Origin of the sequence: Pseudidiomarina homiensis, from assembly GCF_003987225.1 — a bacterium.
Classification (GTDB): Bacteria; Pseudomonadota; Gammaproteobacteria; order Enterobacterales; family Alteromonadaceae; genus Pseudidiomarina; species Pseudidiomarina homiensis.
In genome coordinates, this window is record NZ_PIPX01000001.1 from 302121 (window position 1) to 320334 (window position 18214).

General features: G+C 50.1%; 22 protein-coding genes. 12 read left to right on the top strand and 10 right to left on the bottom strand.

Annotated features, from left to right (window positions below; genetic code table 11):
• The 4 genes from CWI70_RS01370 to glnS all read left to right on the top strand — a co-directional run bounded on the left by CWI70_RS01370 (nt 1) and on the right by glnS (nt 4082).
• Nucleotides 1-741, top strand: a complete 741-nt coding sequence (locus CWI70_RS01370; protein WP_126769866.1) for a 5-oxoprolinase subunit PxpA — start codon at nt 1-3, stop codon at nt 739-741.
• Nucleotides 738-1412, top strand: a complete 675-nt coding sequence (gene pxpB, locus CWI70_RS01375) for a 5-oxoprolinase subunit PxpB (RefSeq protein WP_126769867.1) — start codon at nt 738-740, stop codon at nt 1410-1412. The genes CWI70_RS01370 and pxpB overlap by 4 nt, the downstream gene beginning before the upstream one ends.
• Nucleotides 1405-2349, top strand: a complete 945-nt coding sequence (locus CWI70_RS01380) for a 5-oxoprolinase subunit C family protein (RefSeq protein WP_126769869.1) — start codon at nt 1405-1407, stop codon at nt 2347-2349. Before pxpB ends, CWI70_RS01380 begins: the two co-directional genes overlap by 8 nt.
• A 71-nt stretch (nt 2350-2420) precedes the next feature.
• Nucleotides 2421-4082 carry a glutamine--tRNA ligase gene (glnS, locus tag CWI70_RS01385; protein ID WP_126769871.1) on the top strand — a complete coding sequence of 554 codons (1662 nt, stop codon included), beginning with the start codon at nt 2421-2423 and terminating at the stop codon, nt 4080-4082.
• Between the two features lie 40 nt (nt 4083-4122).
• Here the strand turns inward: glnS and CWI70_RS01390 are convergent, their stop codons facing one another.
• Nucleotides 4123-4926, bottom strand: coding sequence for a hypothetical protein (locus CWI70_RS01390; protein ID WP_126769872.1), 804 nt, complete (start codon nt 4924-4926; stop codon nt 4123-4125).
• 89 nt (nt 4927-5015) lie between these two features.
• On the opposite strand from CWI70_RS01390, the gene CWI70_RS01395 reads away from it, so the two are divergent.
• Complete coding sequence (locus CWI70_RS01395; RefSeq protein WP_126769873.1) at nt 5016-5666, top strand: Fe2+-dependent dioxygenase; 651 nt, start codon at nt 5016-5018, stop codon at nt 5664-5666.
• A gap of 8 nt (nt 5667-5674) precedes the next feature.
• The gene (locus tag CWI70_RS01400) at nt 5675-5929 is read left to right on the top strand and encodes a putative signal transducing protein (protein ID WP_126769874.1); all 255 of its coding nucleotides are present in this window, start codon (nt 5675-5677) and stop codon (nt 5927-5929) included.
• On the opposite strand, the gene fur is transcribed toward CWI70_RS01400, so the two are convergent.
• The 4 genes from fur to CWI70_RS01420 all read right to left on the bottom strand — a co-directional run bounded on the left by fur (nt 5926) and on the right by CWI70_RS01420 (nt 8069).
• Entirely contained in the window at nt 5926-6372 is a 447-nt protein-coding gene (gene fur, locus CWI70_RS01405) for a ferric iron uptake transcriptional regulator (RefSeq protein WP_126769875.1), read from the bottom strand. The two genes, CWI70_RS01400 and fur, sit on opposite strands and share 4 nt — an antisense overlap.
• 69 nt (nt 6373-6441) lie before the next feature.
• Nucleotides 6442-6966 (bottom strand): flavodoxin FldA, encoded by a 525-nt coding sequence (gene fldA, locus CWI70_RS01410; RefSeq protein WP_126769877.1) that lies wholly within the window; start codon nt 6964-6966, stop codon nt 6442-6444.
• A 41-nt stretch (nt 6967-7007) separates the two neighbouring features.
• Entirely contained in the window at nt 7008-7223 is a 216-nt protein-coding gene (locus tag CWI70_RS01415) for a DUF2788 domain-containing protein (RefSeq protein ID WP_126769879.1), read from the bottom strand.
• Nucleotides 7224-7277: 54 nt separating this feature from the next.
• Nucleotides 7278-8069: an alpha/beta fold hydrolase gene (locus CWI70_RS01420; protein WP_126769881.1), complete on the bottom strand. Its 792-nt coding sequence runs from the start codon at nt 8067-8069 to the stop codon at nt 7278-7280.
• Between the two features lie 83 nt (nt 8070-8152).
• On the opposite strand from CWI70_RS01420, the gene CWI70_RS01425 reads away from it, so the two are divergent.
• Together CWI70_RS01425 and pgm are read left to right on the top strand one after the other, a co-directional pair.
• Nucleotides 8153-8653 (top strand): replication initiation regulator SeqA, encoded by a 501-nt coding sequence (locus CWI70_RS01425; RefSeq protein WP_126769883.1) that lies wholly within the window; start codon nt 8153-8155, stop codon nt 8651-8653.
• Nucleotides 8653-10296, top strand: a complete 1644-nt coding sequence (pgm, locus tag CWI70_RS01430; protein WP_126769885.1) for a phosphoglucomutase (alpha-D-glucose-1,6-bisphosphate-dependent) — start codon at nt 8653-8655, stop codon at nt 10294-10296. The genes CWI70_RS01425 and pgm overlap by 1 nt, the downstream gene beginning before the upstream one ends.
• Nucleotides 10297-10316: 20 nt before the next feature.
• Here the strand turns inward: pgm and CWI70_RS01435 are convergent, their stop codons facing one another.
• Nucleotides 10317-11639: an MFS transporter gene (locus CWI70_RS01435; protein ID WP_126769887.1), complete on the bottom strand. Its 1323-nt coding sequence runs from the start codon at nt 11637-11639 to the stop codon at nt 10317-10319.
• A 164-nt stretch (nt 11640-11803) separates the two neighbouring features.
• On the opposite strand from CWI70_RS01435, the gene CWI70_RS01440 reads away from it, so the two are divergent.
• Entirely contained in the window at nt 11804-12892 is a 1089-nt protein-coding gene (locus tag CWI70_RS01440) for a DUF2066 domain-containing protein (protein WP_157980843.1), read from the top strand.
• Entirely contained in the window at nt 12889-13569 is a 681-nt protein-coding gene (gene hda / locus CWI70_RS01445) for a DnaA regulatory inactivator Hda (RefSeq protein ID WP_126769890.1), read from the top strand. Before CWI70_RS01440 ends, hda begins: the two co-directional genes overlap by 4 nt.
• A gap of 7 nt (nt 13570-13576) precedes the next feature.
• Here hda and CWI70_RS01450 read toward each other — a convergent pair whose 3' ends face one another.
• Genes CWI70_RS01450 through arsC form a run of 3 tightly spaced genes read right to left on the bottom strand, consistent with a single transcriptional unit; the run spans nt 13577 to nt 14926 of the window.
• On the bottom strand, nt 13577-13966 hold the full coding sequence (locus CWI70_RS01450) for a DUF2069 domain-containing protein (RefSeq protein WP_126769892.1): 390 nt from the start codon (nt 13964-13966) through the stop codon (nt 13577-13579).
• 36 nt (nt 13967-14002) lie between these two features.
• The gene (gene wrbA / locus CWI70_RS01455; RefSeq protein WP_126769894.1) at nt 14003-14575 is read right to left on the bottom strand and encodes an NAD(P)H:quinone oxidoreductase; all 573 of its coding nucleotides are present in this window, start codon (nt 14573-14575) and stop codon (nt 14003-14005) included.
• On the bottom strand, nt 14576-14926 hold the full coding sequence (gene arsC, locus CWI70_RS01460; RefSeq protein ID WP_126769896.1) for an arsenate reductase (glutaredoxin): 351 nt from the start codon (nt 14924-14926) through the stop codon (nt 14576-14578).
• A 135-nt stretch (nt 14927-15061) separates the two neighbouring features.
• Between arsC and CWI70_RS01465 the strand changes: the two genes are divergently transcribed.
• Nucleotides 15062-15523, top strand: a complete 462-nt coding sequence (locus CWI70_RS01465; protein ID WP_126769898.1) for a TlpA family protein disulfide reductase — start codon at nt 15062-15064, stop codon at nt 15521-15523.
• Here CWI70_RS01465 and bepA read toward each other — a convergent pair.
• The gene (bepA, locus tag CWI70_RS01470) at nt 15520-16974 is read right to left on the bottom strand and encodes a beta-barrel assembly-enhancing protease (protein WP_126769900.1); all 1455 of its coding nucleotides are present in this window, start codon (nt 16972-16974) and stop codon (nt 15520-15522) included. The genes CWI70_RS01465 and bepA overlap by 4 nt on opposite strands.
• A gap of 149 nt (nt 16975-17123) precedes the next feature.
• Between bepA and CWI70_RS01475 the strand changes: the two genes are divergently transcribed.
• Nucleotides 17124-18206 carry an AI-2E family transporter gene (locus CWI70_RS01475; RefSeq protein WP_126769902.1) on the top strand — a complete coding sequence of 361 codons (1083 nt, stop codon included), beginning with the start codon at nt 17124-17126 and terminating at the stop codon, nt 18204-18206.
• The last annotated feature ends 8 nt before the right edge of the window (nt 18207-18214 follow it).

Here is an 18214-nt window from a genome sequence, read left to right on the forward strand (position 1 = left end):
ATGGACTTAAACTGTGATTTAGGTGAAGGTTATGGCGTATGGCGGATGGGCGACGACGCAGCAGTAATGCCGTTTATTGATCGTGCCAACATCGCTTGTGGGTTTCATGCCGGTGACTTTGCCATCATGCAGACCACGGTGCGCCTTGCTAAAGAGCATGGCGTAAAAGTGGGGGCGCACCCGAGCTATCCTGACCGCCATGGCTTCGGTCGCCGTTCAATGTCGGTCACTGCCGATGAATTGCGGGCGCAATTGCTTTATCAAATTGGTGCTTTGCAAGCAATATGCCATGCCGAGCAAGTGCCATTGCGGTACGTAAAGCCGCACGGTGCACTTTATAACGACATGCAAACCGACCTCACGCTGTTCACCCAAGTGGTGCAAACCCTTGGTGAGCTGAATCGCGGTCGGGCGCAACCACTGCAGCTGATGACCTTGGCGAAAGTGCAGCGAGAACGCGAGCTTGAAATCGCCGCAAAATATGACGTTGAACTGTTATTCGAAGCCTTTGCCGACCGCTGCTATGAGAGTAACGGTCACCTTCGCGCCCGTAGCTTCGAAGGTGCAGTGCTCGATGATCAAGATGCCATTGTCGCACAGGCTTTAGCGTTCTCACGGGGCGAAGCGATAACCGCTCATGATGGGAGTTCGCTGTTGTTAGCGGCTGATACGTTGTGCGTGCATGGTGACAATCCTCACGCACTCGCGGTGGTGAAAGCGATCCGCGCTGAAATTTTATGAATTGGCAATTTCAAACCGCAGCACCCGACGCGCTCATGCTGGTGCTCGAAGAACGTATTGATCTCCAGGTAAACCGCGCAATTCAGCGTCTGGCGAGGGAGCTGGCGGACCATACTGCGGTGCAAGAAGTGGTGCCGAGCTACCACACGTTACTCATCTATTACGACGTACTGGAAGTGAATGAAAAACAATTACGGCACTTGCTGGAACCGGTCGTAAAAGCGTTGCTCGCTGCCCCCGACGAAGTCACGCCACAACAATCATCCGTGCATACGATTGCAGTTTGTTACCACCCAGAGGTTGCCGCAGATCTTGAAGCTGTTGCCGCGGCGACTGATTTGTCAGTAGAGGCGGTGGCCGAGCTACACAGTGGCACCACCTACCATGTTTATGCTTTAGGTTTTGCACCGGGTTTCGCCTACCTAGGTGATGTGCCAGAACAACTGCGTTTGCCCCGGCATAGCACGCCGCGGCAAAAAGTTCCTAAAGGGAGTGTTGCCATAGCCGGGCAGCAAACGGCCATTTATCCACGAACATCGCCCGGTGGTTGGCAGTTGATTGGCCGCGCGGTGCAATGGCCTGAACTGCAAGCTGGCGATCGCGTGCGTTTCGAACCGATTTCATTAGCTGAATTTCGCCGCATGAACGACCAGGAGTCGAGCAATGGCTAATCAGGTAGTGCAAATTCAACAACCAGGTCTGTTAGCGACGCTGCAAGATTATGGCCGTTATGGCCATCTTGCACAGGGAATCACGCACGGGGGACCAATGGACGAGCGGGCCTTTTTATGGGCCAACCGCTTATTGGGGAATGATTTTAATGCTGCGCAAATTGAAGTCACCTTGGGGCAGTTTAAGGCAACGTTTCTGCGCGACACGCTATTTGCCGTAACTGGGGCTGAATTTCCCCTGCGGCTTAACGACCAAATAGTGAAAACGTGGCGGGTGCTGCAAGCACGGGCGGGTGATACGCTTAGCATTGGCGTTAACGATCTTGGTTTACGTTGCTATTTCGCGGTCAGTGGCGGCTTTGCTGCGCCATCGGTGCACGGTAGTGTAGCTACCGTCGTACGTGACGGTTTAGGCGGTTTGCGGCAGGATGGCACGCCACTGCAACAAGGGGATAAACTAGGCACGCACCAAGCCAAGCACAAGACTCTAGAAAGTCGTCGGCCGAGCAGTCGGTTGAATCTGAGCATTCCACAACAGCCGCTACTCAACGTCGTGCCAGCAGCGCAATGGTCAAAATTCGCCCGTAAAGCGCGTGAATTACTGGTTGGCCAAAGCTATGAAGTGACGGCGCAACAGGATCGCATGGGCGTACGCTTGAAAGGCATGCATAAGCTTACCGATGTACCGCAGTCGATGATTTCTGAGCCGTTGCCTTTGGGGAGTATTCAACTACCAGCTGATGGCCAACCTATCGCGATGATGAATGATCACCAAACCCTCGGTGGTTACCCAAAAATTGGAGTTCTAACGTGGACTGCACGTTGCCTCCTCGCGCAGTTGCCGGCGGGGCGCAAAGTGCAGTTTCGTTGGCAAGAGCTTGATGAGGCTCAGCGCGAACTACGCCAAGTCTACCGGTTTTTTAATATCCGCCGCTGAGCCTTGCCAGCAGGCCAATAAACTGCGATCATAGCGCTCTTTTTTGGAACGAGAGTGGAGAAGTAACGTCCATGGCAGCAGATGCGCCTCGCAGTAACTTTATTCGTCAGATCATCGACAAAGATCTTGCCAGTGGTAAGCATTCGTCGGTGCATACCCGGTTCCCACCTGAGCCGAATGGCTTTTTGCACATTGGCCACGCTAAGTCGATCGTGCTGAACTTTGGTATTGCTGAAGATTACCAGGGCCAATGCAACCTGCGCTTTGACGACACCAACCCACTGAAAGAGAAAGTCGACTACGTTAACTCGATTCAAGAAGACGTAAAGTGGCTGGGTTACACGTGGGAAGGTCAACCACGTTATTCGTCGAACTATTTTGATCAGTTGCACGCCTATGCGGTGGAGCTCATCGAGAAAGGTCTGGCCTATGTCGACTTCTCCAGCCAAGACGAAATGCGCGAAATGCGTGGCACTTTGAAAGAGCCAGGCAAAAATAGTCCTTATCGTGATACCTCAGTCGAAGAAAACTTGCAGCATTTTGCCGACATGACTGCCGGTAAATATGAAGAAGGTAAGGCGGCCCTACGTGCGAAGATCGACATGAGCTCACCTTTTATGGTGTTACGTGATCCGGTGATTTATCGTGTGCGTTTTGCCCATCATCACCAAACCGGTGACAAGTGGTGCGTTTACCCAATGTACGACTTTACGCATTGTATATCGGATGCATTGGAAGGCATCACCCATTCTTTGTGTACCCTAGAGTTCCAAGATAACCGTCGTTTGTACGACTGGGTGTTGGATAACATCAGCATTGACTGCCATCCACAGCAGATCGAATTCTCGCGCTTGAACCTGCAGTACACTGTCATGAGTAAGCGTAAGCTGAACTTGCTGGTGGAAGAGGGTAAGGTGAGTGGTTGGGATGATCCGCGTATGCCAACCATTGCAGGTATGCGTCGTCGTGGTTATACACCAAGTTCAGTACGCGAATTCTGTCACCGCATTGGTGTTACCAAGATGGATAACCAAGTTGAAATGAGCATGCTTGAAGCCTGTATCCGTGATGAATTAAATCACGGTGCACCGCGTGCCATGGCGGTCATCGACCCCGTTCGCTTGGTGATCGAGAACTATCCAGCAGGTGAAGTAGAGCAGTTACAAGCGCCTAATCATCCAAATGATGAGAGTATGGGTAGCCGTGAAGTACCATTCGCCCGCGAAATTTTTATTGAACGTGAAGATTTTCGTGAGTCTGCCAACAAAAAATACAAGCGCTTGGTGCTCGATAAAGAAGTGCGCCTGCGTAACGCTTATGTGATTAAAGCCGAACGGGTCGAGAAAGACGCTGATGGTAACATCACTACTATTTTCTGTAGCTACGACCCAGAAACCTTGGGTAAAGACCCAGCCGATGGCCGTAAGGTAAAAGGCGTGATTCATTGGGTTGCAGCAGAGCATGCGAAACCGGCTGAATTCCGTTTGTACGATCGTCTGTTCCAAGTGCCAAATCCGGCCGCCGAGGAAGACTTCTTTAGCACCTTGAATCCGGATTCCTTGGTAGTTAAACAGGGCTATGTGGAGCCAAGCATGGCTGCAGCAGAAGCGGAAAAACCGTTCCAGTTTGAGCGCATTGGTTATTTCTGTGCTGACAGCAAAGACAGTTCAGCTGAGCACTTAGTGTTCAATCAAACGGTAGGTTTACGTGATACATGGAATGACGAGGCTTAAGCACGCTTAAGCCCCGTTTTTCATGGTCGAAAGTAAGCGATTAGTTGAGCGTCGCTAGCTCGATCCGAGCGGCGGCGCCATACAACTCACTTGAGTCCCCTTCGACGGTGCCTGCCGGCGTAATGGTCGGCCACAGCTCTGGCAAGTTTGCCAAAATACCTTCGACTTCTTCAAGCGCTGCCGCATGGGCATCTTGCTGCGCTTCAGTTAACTCACCAATGCGAGCTTTGGCAATAGTGGTAAAACCATAAGCATCTTGGAATTCGTGTACGTTGACGACGTTTCCAGACTTCACCCCAATGTCATATTCTTCGGCCGCTGTCAGTAACATTGTACTGAGGCTCATCAACACGTCTTTGACGGCTTTCTTTTCAACTTGCTCAGCTGCAGTGATGGCATTGACGAGGTGGGTATAGGCAGTGTTGACCGCATCGTCGCCTTGTTCCTTAATGACGGCGTCAGCGAGTGCGCTTAGTTCCTCGCCAAAGCCCGTAACGCGGCGGGCGGTAAAGGCCGGCACTAGCGCTGCATAAAGCTCATCTTCGGGATGTTTCATGTGCGTCTTCGCCATTTCTAAATGGCCTTGGTCGTAAAGCTTCTTACCAACGTACAAATGCCCGCGAATTAAGCCCAAACGTGCTAAGTAGGCGCTATCGTTTACGCGTAGATCGACGATACCCGAACCTTCGCCTTCGCCTTCACCTTCACCCTCGCCAGCGAACGGCGCGACGATGGTCATGTTGTGGTGTTGCATTGGCTCAAGGTCAGTGCTGTTTGCTTGCGCGGCGCTGCTGCCTAGCACTGCGGCGCCAACGGCGAGCCACACTTTGCGTTTCTCGTACATTCTTTACCCCTTTGGTTGCGTGTCTCTAACGGGATTCGTTATACTGCACATAATTCCACAAATGAGAGTCATTCTCAATAGCGCATCCTATGATCCTACATATCGAAAACGTCATTGACCGTGGCACCTTGTCAGTGATTCGTGACAAATTAGCCAAAGCGCAGTTCACTTCTGGCCTTGAAAGTGCCGGCTGGGCGGCCAAACAGGTGAAAAATAATCAACAGATCCGCGCGCCGCATCCGCTTATCGATTTATTACATAAACGCTTAGAACAGCACGAGTTGGTCAAAGTTGCAGCTCGGCCGGCTAACTTCGTGAATGTGATGATAAATCGCTATGACCAAGGCCAAGCGTACGGTACCCATATGGACGATGCGTTGATGGGCGATACGCGAACGGATTTATCGTTCACCTTAGGTATTACACCGTTGAGTGACTATGAAGGCGGAGAATTGGTTATCGAAGATAGCTCGGGTGAACGTTCGTGGCGACTCGAACAAGGCGATGTGCTACTTTATCCGACCCAGTTCCTGCATCGGGTTAACCCAGTCAGCAAAGGCTCGCGTATAGCTATGGTAGGGTGGATTGAAAGCGTTTTGCGTGAACCACAGCAGCGTGAAATGTGTTTGGATCTGTATACCGCCATGCGCCAAGAGTTTGAACAGCATGGCAAAACGGCGCAATTTGATTTACTGAGCAAAACCTACAACAATTTGCTTCGCCGCTGGGCGAAACGCTAAGGACGCTTATGCAATGTGTTTTTCAAGCCGATAATGTGGTTGAATCAGAGCTCGTGAAAGGGCTTCTGGAAGCACACGACATTGCTTGCCATAGTGGCGGATTTTACCTACAGGGGGCGGTAGGTGACCTCGCAGCAAGTGGCTTTGCCAAATTGTGGGTTGCAGATGAGGATGCGGGCAAAGCGTTGGCACTCATTGAAGACTATGAGCGTGGCGAATTTAAAATTAGCGACGATGGTATGGCAAGCGACGACGCTGATTAGTCAGCGTCGGCTTGATTGTTTTCACACGTGTCAGGGGTTTTGCACTCGCCGTACAGATACAAGCTATGGTTGGTTAGCTTGATATTATTTGCCTGGGCAACTTGCAATTGACGGTCTTCGATGACGTCGTCCTCGAACTCAAACACATGCCCACACGTAAGACAAACTAAATGGTCGTGATGGTCTTTGGCACTTAGCTCAAATACTGAGCGGCCACCCTCGAAGTGATGACGGGTCACAATGCCAGCGTCATCGAACTGGTTCAACACTCGGTAGACCGTTGCTAAGCCAATTTCTTCGTTTTTCTCTAACAGGATCTTGTAGACGTCTTCAGCGCTAATGTGCTGATTGTCTGGATTCTTCAAAATCTCGAGGATTTTGACGCGAGGAGAGGTGACTTTCAGCCCTGCTTTTTTAAGTTGTTGTTCGCCGTTGCTGCTCATCTATCTTCACTTAGTTAGTCAATCGTTTCGCCATTATAGGCAAAGTTTTACCAGAAAGGGAATGACCCTCTAACCTAATTGGTCAAGAGCCATCTCTTCGCGCAATTGATCACACCATTGTTTGATACGTTCTTTGGTGAGTTCGGGTTGGCGATCTTCGTCGATACCCAGGCCGATAAAGTGATCGTCATCGACCAAAGCGCGTGATGCTTCGAAGTGGTAACCCGCCGTCGGCCAATGACCGATGATAATACCACCTCGTGCTTCAACGATGTCGCGTACGGTTCCCATCGCATCGAGGAAGTATTCGGCATAGTCCTCTTGATCACCACAGCCGAAAATCGCAATCAACTTGTTGTTGAAGTCGATTTCTTCGAGTTCTGGGAAGAAGTCGTCCCAGTCGCACTGGGCTTCGCCGTAGTACCAAGTCGGAATACCGAACATGAGCAGATCGTAGCTGGCGATGTCTTCCTTACTCGACTTTGCAATATCGAATACATCGATCAGCTGTTTGCCTAATTCTTTTTGGATCATTTGTGCGACAGCTTCAGTATTTCCAGTATCACTGCCGAAGAAAATTCCAACACTTGCCATAGTCGTGTTACTACCCTAACGAAATGATGAATGGCGCTGGCTTATAAGCCAGACTCCCAGATAACTTGAATGATGCCCTTAGCGATAAAACCTGCACAGCCAAGAAAGAGCACCAACCAGACGAACCAGCGGCCAAACTTAGGCACGTCGCCTTTTTTTAATACGTCTTGTATCGCCAAACCGATGAGTACAAACAAAATTGCGATAGCAAAATTGGTACCTAGAATCTCAATGGTTTCAAAATGCTCTGACAACATAACAGCGCTACCAGTTCGACCAAAAATGTTCGGCGATTATAACACGCTAGGCCCCTAGGTGCGAGAATGTTGCTCCAGAAAGCTACGGGCTAGCCGGTTAAAAATGCGAGGTTTTTCGGCATGTAACCAATGGCCTGTCCCTTCGATAATTTTGATATCAACGTCGCTAAAGCGCGAATTAACGGCGTCACGGTGTTCTTCGGTGAGGTAGGTTGAATCACCGCCTTTGATGAACAGGACAGGGCCGTCATAGCTGCCTTCGCGCACCCCGCCAGATATTTCAGCGTAGCAAGCATCAATAATGGGCAGATTCAGACGCCATTGGTACTGTTCGTTTTCGCGCTTAAGATTTTTGAGTAAAAATTGCCGCACGCCGCGTTCGTCGACTGCCTTGGCAAGCTGTTGATCAGCATCTTGTCGGGTCTTTACTTGACTCAGGTCAATATTTTCGAGGGCATCGAGGATGTGGCGATGTCGCGCATCATAAGCGGCAGGGGCGACATCGGCGATGATCAGAGCTTGCACGCGTTGAGGGTGGCTAAGCGCAAACTCCATGGCGAGTTTGCCGCCCATGGAATGACCAACAATGCTTACTTTGTCCAGGTTAAGATGATTGAGTAAAGCTTCAATATCCCCGGCCATAGCCGCATAGCTCATCGTTTCGCTGTGAAATGAGTCCCCATGGTTACGACAATCCATCACGATCACTTGATGGTCCTGTTCGAGATCACGACCGAGCCGTTTAAGATTATCAAGATCGCCAAAGAGACCATGAATAAGTAGCACGGCAGGGCCCTTGTCGCCCATAATTTCGTAATTAACGATATTTTCTTGCTGATCAGTCATAGTGAATTCCTGTACCCTCGAGGTCGGTTGAGTATAATAGCGTGCATAGTGCTAGCTATAAACCTAAAAAGAAGTGAAGGCGCATGAGCAAACGAATTGAAATTGATGATGACATCTACCGTTATTTGGTAAGTCACACAGAAAACATTGGCGAGAGTGCCTCGGCGATCTTACGTCGGCTGTTGGGGCTTGAAGGTACAGCGACGAGTGCAGAAGTCGAGCCACCGGTCGCTGAGCAAGCGCATGGGCGCACCATTTTTGACACCATGACCAGTGCTGATTTGGCGGGACAGCGGAGCGTTGTGGCGCGGTTTCTCTATATTTTGAGCATGCTGCATAAATGTCACCCACAAACTTTTCCGAAGGTGCTGCAAATTAGCGGTCGTGATCGGCAGTACTTTTCGCGCAGCGCTGCAGAGCTGGAAGCCAGTGGCACAAGTACCAATCCTAAGCAGATCCCAGATGCCGAATTTTATGTGGTAACGAACAACAATACCACCCGCAAAAAATCGATGCTGACCCAAGTGGCATTAGAGTTGGGGTATGATCAAGCACAAGCAGAACGGATAAGGGATTTTCTCTAATGGCCTTGCATGAACGCGCTGGACAGCCAGCGCTCCCCGAAGATCTTACCAATATCGCAAAGTTAGTAAGTGCGTATTTTGTCAATGAAGTGGACCCACGCCAACGTGCGCAGCAAGTGCAGTTTGGCACTTCAGGTCATCGCGGCTGTGCATTCGATAGCTCGTTCAACGAGGCTCATATTTTAGCCGTAAGTCAGGCGTTGGTGGCCTACCGTGAAGAGCAGGGCATCACTGGCCCACTAATGCTGGGGCGCGACACCCATGCGCTCTCAGAGGCGGCCTACATGACTGCTTTGGAAGTGTTTATTGGCAATGGTATTGAAGTTCATGTGCAAAGTGATGATGGCTACACGCCGACGCCGGTGATCAGCCACGCAATTTTGCGCTATAACAAAGGGCGCTCGACTGGGCTTGCTGACGGCGTCGTGATCACGCCATCGCATAACCCGCCGACCGATGGTGGTTTTAAATACAATCCGCCACACGGTGGTCCAGCAGACAGTACCGTGACCAAGATCATTGAAAAGTATGCAAATGCGTTATTGTCGTCAGACTTAATGGGCGTGAATGCGGTGAGCTATGCCGAGACGCGCGCGAGTCATTTGCTGAAGCAAGTGGATTGGCGCACTGATTATATTAACGATCTTGAGCAGGTCATCGACATCACTGCAATTCGTAAGGCAAATCTGCGCATTGGCGTTGATGCCATGGGCGGTGCGGGAGCCAGTTATTGGCAGATGATTGCTGAACACTATGATCTTGAAATAGATATTTATCACGATGAGGTCGACGCCAGCTTTCGTTTTATGCCGCTCGATAAGGACGGAAAAATTCGCATGGATTGTTCGTCACCCTACGCGATGGCGGCGCTTCTGCACATGAAAGGTGATTATGACGTGGCCGTCGGTAACGATCCTGACTATGACCGTCATGGAATCGTAAGTCCGACCCATGGCTTATTGAATCCCAACCACTACCTCGCTATTGCCATCGACTATCTATGCAAGCATCGTCATTGGCCAGCCTCAGCGGCTATCGGCAAGACCCTCGTGTCGAGTGCCATGATTGATCGCGTCGTTGCTGCACATGGCCGTGAATTAAAAGAAATGCCGGTTGGCTTTAAATGGTTTGCGCAAGCGTTACACGACGGTAGCATCGCCTTTGCTGGTGAAGAGAGTGCGGGTGCGACGTTTCTTGATAAGCAGGGGCAGCCGTGGAGTACCGACAAAGACGGTATCATTTTGGCGTTGTTGGCTGCTGAAATCGTTGCGGTTACCGGACAAGATCTGGGTGACTATTACGAACACTTGTGCGGACAGCACGGAACGAGCTACTACCGCCGAGTTGATGCGCCGTCGAGCCCAGAGCAAAATAAGGCATTCGGAGCGATTCGCGGCTACAAGCTCAAGCTTAAAGAGTTGGCTGGCGATGATGTGCTCGCTATTATGACCAAAGCGCCAGGCAACGATGCGTTGATTGGTGGGGTGAAAGTTACTACAGCAAACGGTTGGTTTGCCGCGCGGCCATCGGGCACCGAACCGATTTACAAGATTTACTGCGAAAGTTTTGTCAGTGAAGCGCATTTAGCTCAGCTTGTTGACGAAGCCCAGACGCTCGTTAGTAGCTGGCTGAAAGCAGAGTAAAGTATCCAAGAGCGCTTGATTTAAGAAATTGAGCGCTCTTTTTCATTATCTTTCTCGTCATCTTCATCGCCTTCCTCTTCAGCCTCGCGCTCGGCAAGCTCCACTTGATACTCATGTTCATCCACCAAAGTCGTCAGCAATTCGTCTGAAGTTTGTGAGGGCGCCAACATGGCGTAGCTACTACTGAATTGGTCGTCGGCTTTCGCTCGCCGAGTAACGCGGTAGAGCGAATAACAGCACACGACAGCGGTGAGTGCCATAATGAGTAAGAAGAAGTAGTCGACAGCACCGAATTGCATCAAAGCGGCAACGGCAGGGGCTCCAATAATGGAGCCTACGCCACCGATTTTAATGATGGCTCCGGTTGCCCCAACCATCTGGTCTTTCTCAAGGTAGTCGTTAGTGTGAGCCATCCCCAGCGAGTAGAGCGGGAGTACACAGGCACCGAAGAGTCCAACACAGAGGTAGATAAGCCAAGCCACTGACGCGCCAAGTTGCGCCAGTACAAAGGCCATAATTGCGCCTAACCCGGCACAAACGGCCATGATGATGCGTCGATCAAAGCGATCAGACAATAAGCCGATAGGCGCTTGCGCGAGCATTCCGCCCAAAATGAACGAGGCCATGAACAAAGAAACCTGCAACACGCTTAGGCCGATATAGGTGGCGTACATCGGGCCAATACCGTAAAACATGGCATAGCAAGCCTGCATGATAAAGGCGTTCACAATTCCCAGTGGTACGAGTTTGAACAAGCTTCGAATAGGGACTTTTTTAGGTTCATGCGTTGTTGGTTCAACAGTTACGCTAATCAAAATTGGGATTAACGCTAAATTGATCAACAGCGCAATAATGGCAAAGGCCATGAAGCCAGCTGGGTCAGCCACACCCAGTATTAACTGCCCGGCGACCAAGCCACCGTAGATCAGAACCAGGTAAACAGAGAGTAAAGTACCTCGGTTTTTATTATCAGCCATGGTATTCAACCAACTTTCGACAATGACAAAAATCGCCGAGATGGCGAAGCCGGTTAGAAAGCGCATGACAAACCAAACTGTCGGGTCGATCCAAATGGCTTGGATCAAAATAGATGCTGCGGCAAGTGCGGCCAAGCCACCAAACGCACGAATATAGCCAACGCGGCGAATATCCTTGGGCGCTCGAGTGGTACCAAACAAGAAGCCGATGAAGTAGGCCGACATGATGACACCAGTGGTTAAGGTGCCAAAGTTTTCGATGGTTGCTCGCAAGCTCAGTAAAGTACTGGTCATGCCTACGCAAATGCCAATGAGAGTGATACTGGTGAGTAATGAACTAATGGCGCGTAGTTGTTGTTTGAGCATGCCAACAGATCCTTGCGAAAGCGTGAGCGACAGAGCGGAAAATTAGGGAAAGTGTAACACGGAAGCTTTTTTTCGGAAACGTCAAGAGGTTATCCACAGCTTGTTACTTGCTCACGGCGGAGGGGCTGTTTATGATGTGCAGAGAAGAGGTTAATAGGAAACATATGCGACAGATCATAGTGCTATTCTGGTTGGCGATCGTCGGTTTAAGTGGAATGACGCTGCTTACGCCTAGCGTTGGTCATGCTGCGGTAGAGCTGAAAGAGCTTTACCAATTTCGTGTGCAAGTTAACAGCCAGTCTCCCAGTGAGCGACAGCAAGCGTTACAAGAGGCGTTGCAAGCAACGTTGCTGAAACTTTCCGGCGATAGTCAGTTAGAAGATCATCCATTGGTTAACCAAGCGCTGCGCAATGTACGTGACTACGTCGTACAGTATGGTTACCAGCAAGACGAGCAATTGTGGCTGTGGGTGCAATTTGATCAAAGCCAAGTCGATCAGTTGATACAAGCCGCAGGTTCGGGCATTTGGAGTAGTTTACGCCCACGACTTTTGGTTTGGTTAGTGGTTGAAAACGATGACTTAGAGCGTGAAATGTTAGGTGCCGATAGCGAAGCGATCATGGTTCAGCAATTGCGTAATGCTGCTGCCCGCAGAGGCTTGCCGATACAGCTCCCGTTACTTGATTTGAACGACAGCATGACGGTTTCGGTTATTGATGTTTGGGCACGTTTTATGGATACCATCACTTTTGCGAGTGCACGTTACTCGACGGATGGCATTGTCGTGGCGCGGTTTTATCGTACCGATCCAAGTCAGGTGACTGAGCAACAGCCGGAACGTTGGTCTGGTGATTGGACCTTGCATATCGGTGAACTGCGTTGGAGCGGAAGTGTCCGCGCCATGGACCGCAGTGAGCTTGGAGCCATGGTTGTTCGGGATGTCACCGATCAACTCGCTGCGCGTTATCGGATTGGCAGTACAAGTGACACACTCCAAGAGTGGACGGTCACCATTGATCACTTACGGCGCCTCGAGTCAGCAATAGCGGCAGAACAATTACTGAGTGCAATGCCCGCAGTCACTGATGTGCAAATGGTGCGTTACAACGGTCAAGCAGCCCAGTTTAGGCTGCGTTTGCAGGCTGATCCTGCGCGTATTCGGCAAGCAATGGACCTGAGTAAGCAGCTACAAGCTGTTAGTGGTGAAACCGACAGTGGCGACGCCGTTTTTCGGTGGATTGAGCAGCGATGACGCTACAACAACTGCCGCTTAACGTGCAGCTGCCCAGCAACCAAACGTTTGCGACTTTGGTTGCTGGTCCAAATGCTGAGGCATATACCTTGGTCAGAGCCGGTGAAGACACCTTAGTGTATTTGTGGGGGAGCGCCGGCGTCGGGAAGAGTCATTTACTCCATGCCGTCTGTAACGAGCAAGCCGAAAATGTCATCTATTTGCCCTTGAGTGAGCTTAAGGACAGTATGGATGCGGGCATTTTACGTGGCTTAGAAAGTTACGCATTAATTTGCTTAGATGATATTGACGCGGTGCTGACCGATCAAAATTGGTGTTTTGAAGTTTTCGCATTACTCAATCGCGTCCGCGACCAAGGCGCAACGCGGTTGTTGGTTACTGCCAATACCTCGCCAGCACAATTACAGTCAGCTTATCCAGATGTGCAGTCGCGCTTGAGTTGGGGAGTCGTGTTACAACTGCAAAAGCTATCCGACGAAGAAAAAGTTCAGGCGTTGCAGCAACGCGCTCACGCGATGGGGTTAGAGTTGCGCAGTGATACAGCGCAGTTCATGGTGCAGCGGCTTGGCCGTGATTTAGAAGATCTTATGCAACGCCTAGAGCGCCTCGATAAAGCTTCGATCGCCGCGCAACGAAAATTGACGATTCCCTTCGTCAAAGCGGTCTTAGGTGTCTAACCCAGACTCAACCATCCTGCTCGTCTTTTAATTTTTTCAAGCCAAGCCCTAAAGCTCGCCCTTGGTTACGGGCAAACAATGTGCAACCTGCAAAAGCTAAGGTAGTGAGTAGTAATTCAACAGCCGCCCACCAACGTTGCTCAGGCGCAATGTAGAGCATGGTGAGGCTGTGCAAGAAGTACCACATCAGAATAAAGTTGGCCCATGCGTGCGTGTAAGGTTTACCTCGAATTATCCCCAGTAAAGGGAATAGTAATGGCAGTACGTAAACCAGAGATTTAAAAAGTACCGATTGTTGACTGAAGTCGGTTGCAAACTGCCAAATCAGTACCCAGCTCAGCAAGCCAATATAGCTCACCAAGGCCAGCCAACGATAACCGGAGATGTTTGGACTCATAGGTTTCTTTCCTTTGCGAAATAAGGGTTCTCGAAATTAAGCTTGTAACTTTAATGCCGCTCGCGCAACACGTTCACCAAGTTGTTCCGCTAGCTTGCTTTCGTAGTGGTTTAGGTTAGCACCCGCAGCATGCTCAACGTGCGATGCGCCATAAGGGGAGCCACCTGCGTCAGTTTGTTGTAATTCAGGAGCGGTGTAGGGAATCCCCATAAGGACCATACCATGATGTAATAAGGGAACCCCCATGGCGAGGAGGGTACTTTCTTGGCCACCATGCATGGAACTACTTGAGGTGAAAACTGCGGCCGGTTTGTCGACCAAAGCCCCTTTGAGCCAGTCGCGCGATGTCTGTTCCCAAAACTTCTGGAGGCCACTGTACATGTGACCAAATCGAGTCGGGCTGCCCATGATCAAACCGGCACAATCGGCTAAGTCATCGGCATCAATGACCAAATCACGTTGGCACGCGGCATCACCTTCACACGCGACTGTACGCAGCAGCGGTTCAGCACCGGTTTTACTCACACCATTAGCGATGGCGTCGGCTAACTGTTGAGTGGCACCGTTACGGCTGTAGTAAAGAATAATAATGCGTACCGCGCTGCTCATTTAGAGGATCTCCAATACGGCTTCTGGTGGACGGCCTAAACGAGCTTGTTGACCCTTCACTACAATCGGACGCTCAATTAACTTCGGATGTTCCGCCATGGCCGCCAGCAACTTTTCTTCGTCATCTTCGTTTTTGAGTTCAAGCTCTTTGAAAACGTCCTCTTTAGAACGCATTAATTCCCGCGCTGAAACAAAACCAAGTTTACTCAGCAAATCTTTTAGCTGTGCGACATCAGGCGTATCTTTAAGGTATTCAATAACCTGAGGTTCAATGCCTTGCTCTTGCAAAAGTGCAAGGGTTTGGCGACTTTTAGAGCACCGTGGGTTGTGATAAATCGAAACTTGAGACATGCTACCCCCTAAAGAAAAAACGTTTTTTGCTATTTGCTGTTCGCACGCTCACTGCGTTCGCTTTTGGTTTAAACAAACAGCGAACAGCGAATAGCAAACAGCGCAGTTATTTAGTTGAAGCTTACGGGAATTGCTATGTATTGTCGATTACTACGCCTGTTACAACTCACCCTCATCGTCAGTCTGCTCAGTGCTTGTGCACCGGCTGCTGATTTTCACACCAATCAAGGCGAACAGCTACGCTGGAGCGAGTTAGAAGGCCAGTACATCATCGTTAATTATTTTGCCGAATGGTGCGCACCTTGCTTACGTGAGCTGCCAGAGTTGAACGAGTTCTATCATGCGCACAGTGACAAGGCGCAGCTATTTGGTGTGAGCTTTGATGGCTTAAATAATCAAGAACTTTCGGCATTACAGGAAGCACACGGCATTGAGTTTCCGCTTATCCTCAATGAACCAATGGCACAGCTACCGTTTCCATCACCGCAGATGCTACCGGCAACTTACGTTGTGACGCCAGAAGGGGAAGTCAAAGGACCGTTACTAGGGGAACAGACCGAAGCTTCGTTGTTACGAGCAATTAATGCGCGACCTTAACGCATCGTCTCGGTTGCTTGTTTCTGCGCCATGAGTTGTTCAATGCGGGCTTGAATGCGGCGTTGCTCAAGGCGGTTGCTACTGCGACTGTGGGCATTGTGGAGATGATCAATAGCGCGGTCGAATTGACCATAAAGTGCCATCAGTTCGGCATTTGCCTCGTGCATACCACTGGTGTCACCTAATTCACGATGAGCGTCAATGAGTAGAGAGTAAGCGAGCGTGCTGTCGTTGTCGCGGGTTAAATACTCGCGTAATAATTGAATCGCCAACTTGGGCTCTCCAGCTTTTACCGCAGCGTTGGCATAATTAAGGGTGACGGTTTGTTCATTGGGCATGCGTTGGTAGGCAAATGCCAACATACTCAGCACTTCGTCGTAGCGTTTTTGCGCGAGTAAAATATCGGTTTGTACATCCAAGTAAAAGGTATTCAACGGTTCTTGTTGGTAAAGTGGTGCAAGTGTGCGTTCGGCAGCCTCCGCTTGGTCACTATCAAGTAACGCAATTGCTAGCCCGTAACGCGCTGCATTGGCGATGGCCGGGTTGTCGCTATTTATATCGCGCCGTGCGGCTTCGGCATTGTAATTACGCAGATGACGCACAAGTACACGATACTTGGCGAGCCAAAACGAACTCTCGTCCCGATTAAAGTCACGGTTTTGTCGAAGTTGCTCGGCGCGGACGCGGGTATCAGCGATGCGCGACTCACTCAACGGGTGCGTCAGTAACATTTCGGGTGGTTTGCTGACATAACGGTATTTTTCGGCTAAGCGACCAAAAAAGTCCGGCGCCCCCATCGGATCAAAGCCGGTTTCGGTGAGAATAGTTAAACCGATGCGATCCGCTTCTTGTTCGAAGAGCCGAGTGTAGTTAATGCTACGCTGTTTCATTCCAGCCATACTTGCTTGCGCGGCGGCTATACCAGCTTCTGGATTGGCGATCCCTACTAAAATAGCGCCAAGTAAGCTGACGAGAGATAGTGAACTACTTCTTTCCATCGCCTCCATATTTCGGACAATGTGACGCTGTGAGACGTGCGCTATTTCGTGGGCGATAACCGAAGCCAGTTCAGACTCGTTCCGTGTTTCGGCAATGAGTCCGGTATTAATTCCGATGTGCCCACCAAAAAAAGCAAAGGCATTGATTTGATCTTGGTTAACCCAAAAGAATGTGAACGGAAAGCGCACGTCATTGGCGTTCCGCACCAGGCGGCTGCCAACATCGTGTAAATAGGCTTCTAGTACCGGGTCGCCGACAATCGGCGCGGACGCACGAATTTGACGTATGTACATGTCGCCAACAGCTTGCTCGCGCTCGATGGACATAACGCTACCACCAGCGGTGCCGATCTCAGGCAAACGCGTTTGCTGAGCACTTGCGCCCGATGCGCCAAAGGCGAGCAGAAAGGCAAAACTGAGGGGCGCAATACGCGCCTTGATGGTGTACGACATAACGTTTGTGAAACCCACTGAGTACGGCGTTGTTATAGAGTCCACTATAGGGAAAAGGTTCCCAGTTTTGAATAGTTTAAACTGTATAAAATCCGCAAACGGGGCTATTATGGGCGGCAGCACTGCCCAAATCAGGAGAAGCATGCGCTATGTGGGACTACTTAAAGGCTTGGTATCAACGGAAATTCTCTGATCCAGACGCTATCACACTATTCCTGCTGTTGGCGGTGCTGTTTCTACTGATTATCTTTTTCGGTAACTTGTTGGCACCAATCTTGGTTGCTATTGCGTTAGCTTATTTATTGGACTGGCCGATTCAGCGCCTACAAACGGTCGGACTAAGCCGTCTCGCAGCGGTTTTAGTGGTGTTCTCACTCTTTATTGCTCTCAATGTGTTGCTGATATTGTTCTTTGTACCGGTGATTTGGCAGCAGAGCATTACGCTGATCAGTGAACTTCCACAAATGTTCACCGAGTTGAAAAGTCTGTTAAATCGCTTGCCTGAAATGTTCCCAGGCTACGTAAGTGAAGCCTATATCCACAATTTCATCGAGAACATTAACCAACGGGTCTTGTCACTTGGTGAACTTATCATCAGTCAATCACTAAGTCGCATCGTCGGCTTTATGGCATTGCTGATTTATTTGATTGTGGTGCCGTTACTAGTGTTTTTCATGCTGAAAGATAAGCGTGAGTTGCTTGGGCATATCAACCGTACATTGCCGGCGAATCGCCGTTTGATCTCGCAAGTAAGCGACGAGATGAATCTACAGATCATGAACTATATTCGTGGTAAAGCCATTGAAGTAGTGATTGTCGGTGGCGTAAGTTATATCTGCTTTGCCTTGTTTGATCTTCGCTACGCCGCACTCTTAGGTGTATTAGTTGGCTTGTCGGTGTTGATTCCGTACATCGGAGCTGCAGTAGTTACCTTACCGGTGGCCTTAGTTGCTTTATTCCAGTTTGGATGGTCGGCCATGTTTGCTTATGTGATGTTGGCCTACCTGATTATTCAAGCCCTAGATGGCAATCTATTGGTGCCGCTATTATTCTCTGAAGCGGTCAATTTGAACCCCGTGTATATTATAGCGGCGGTACTGGTGTTTGGTGGCTTGTGGGGCTTCTGGGGAGTGTTCTTCGCGATTCCGCTGGCGAGTCTGGTGAAAGCTGTGATTACTGCTTTATCGAGTGACGTACCGATCCCTGCGAGCGAGGAATCGGCACGCTCGTAACGTCATGC

Bases quoted from the DNA above. Each gene is read 5' to 3' on its own strand.
- CWI70_RS01370 (WP_126769866.1), top strand. From the start codon at position 1: ATGGACTTAAACTGTGATTTAGGTGAAGGTTATGGCGTATGGCGGATG.
- pxpB (WP_126769867.1), top strand. From the start codon at position 738: ATGAATTGGCAATTTCAAACCGCAGCACCCGACGCGCTCATGCTGGTG.
- CWI70_RS01380 (WP_126769869.1), top strand. From the start codon at position 1,405: ATGGCTAATCAGGTAGTGCAAATTCAACAACCAGGTCTGTTAGCGACG.
- glnS (WP_126769871.1), top strand. From the start codon at position 2,421: ATGGCAGCAGATGCGCCTCGCAGTAACTTTATTCGTCAGATCATCGAC.
- CWI70_RS01390 (WP_126769872.1), bottom strand. From the start codon at position 4,926: ATGTACGAGAAACGCAAAGTGTGGCTCGCCGTTGGCGCCGCAGTGCTA.
- CWI70_RS01395 (WP_126769873.1), top strand. From the start codon at position 5,016: ATGATCCTACATATCGAAAACGTCATTGACCGTGGCACCTTGTCAGTG.
- CWI70_RS01400 (WP_126769874.1), top strand. From the start codon at position 5,675: ATGCAATGTGTTTTTCAAGCCGATAATGTGGTTGAATCAGAGCTCGTG.
- fur (WP_126769875.1), bottom strand. From the start codon at position 6,372: ATGAGCAGCAACGGCGAACAACAACTTAAAAAAGCAGGGCTGAAAGTC.
- fldA (WP_126769877.1), bottom strand. From the start codon at position 6,966: ATGGCAAGTGTTGGAATTTTCTTCGGCAGTGATACTGGAAATACTGAA.
- CWI70_RS01415 (WP_126769879.1), bottom strand. From the start codon at position 7,223: ATGTTGTCAGAGCATTTTGAAACCATTGAGATTCTAGGTACCAATTTT.
- CWI70_RS01420 (WP_126769881.1), bottom strand. From the start codon at position 8,069: ATGACTGATCAGCAAGAAAATATCGTTAATTACGAAATTATGGGCGAC.
- CWI70_RS01425 (WP_126769883.1), top strand. From the start codon at position 8,153: ATGAGCAAACGAATTGAAATTGATGATGACATCTACCGTTATTTGGTA.
- pgm (WP_126769885.1), top strand. From the start codon at position 8,653: ATGGCCTTGCATGAACGCGCTGGACAGCCAGCGCTCCCCGAAGATCTT.
- CWI70_RS01435 (WP_126769887.1), bottom strand. From the start codon at position 11,639: ATGCTCAAACAACAACTACGCGCCATTAGTTCATTACTCACCAGTATC.
- CWI70_RS01440 (WP_157980843.1), top strand. From the start codon at position 11,804: ATGCGACAGATCATAGTGCTATTCTGGTTGGCGATCGTCGGTTTAAGT.
- hda (WP_126769890.1), top strand. From the start codon at position 12,889: ATGACGCTACAACAACTGCCGCTTAACGTGCAGCTGCCCAGCAACCAA.
- CWI70_RS01450 (WP_126769892.1), bottom strand. From the start codon at position 13,966: ATGAGTCCAAACATCTCCGGTTATCGTTGGCTGGCCTTGGTGAGCTAT.
- wrbA (WP_126769894.1), bottom strand. From the start codon at position 14,575: ATGAGCAGCGCGGTACGCATTATTATTCTTTACTACAGCCGTAACGGT.
- arsC (WP_126769896.1), bottom strand. From the start codon at position 14,926: ATGTCTCAAGTTTCGATTTATCACAACCCACGGTGCTCTAAAAGTCGC.
- CWI70_RS01465 (WP_126769898.1), top strand. From the start codon at position 15,062: ATGTATTGTCGATTACTACGCCTGTTACAACTCACCCTCATCGTCAGT.
- bepA (WP_126769900.1), bottom strand. From the start codon at position 16,974: ATGTCGTACACCATCAAGGCGCGTATTGCGCCCCTCAGTTTTGCCTTT.
- CWI70_RS01475 (WP_126769902.1), top strand. From the start codon at position 17,124: ATGTGGGACTACTTAAAGGCTTGGTATCAACGGAAATTCTCTGATCCA.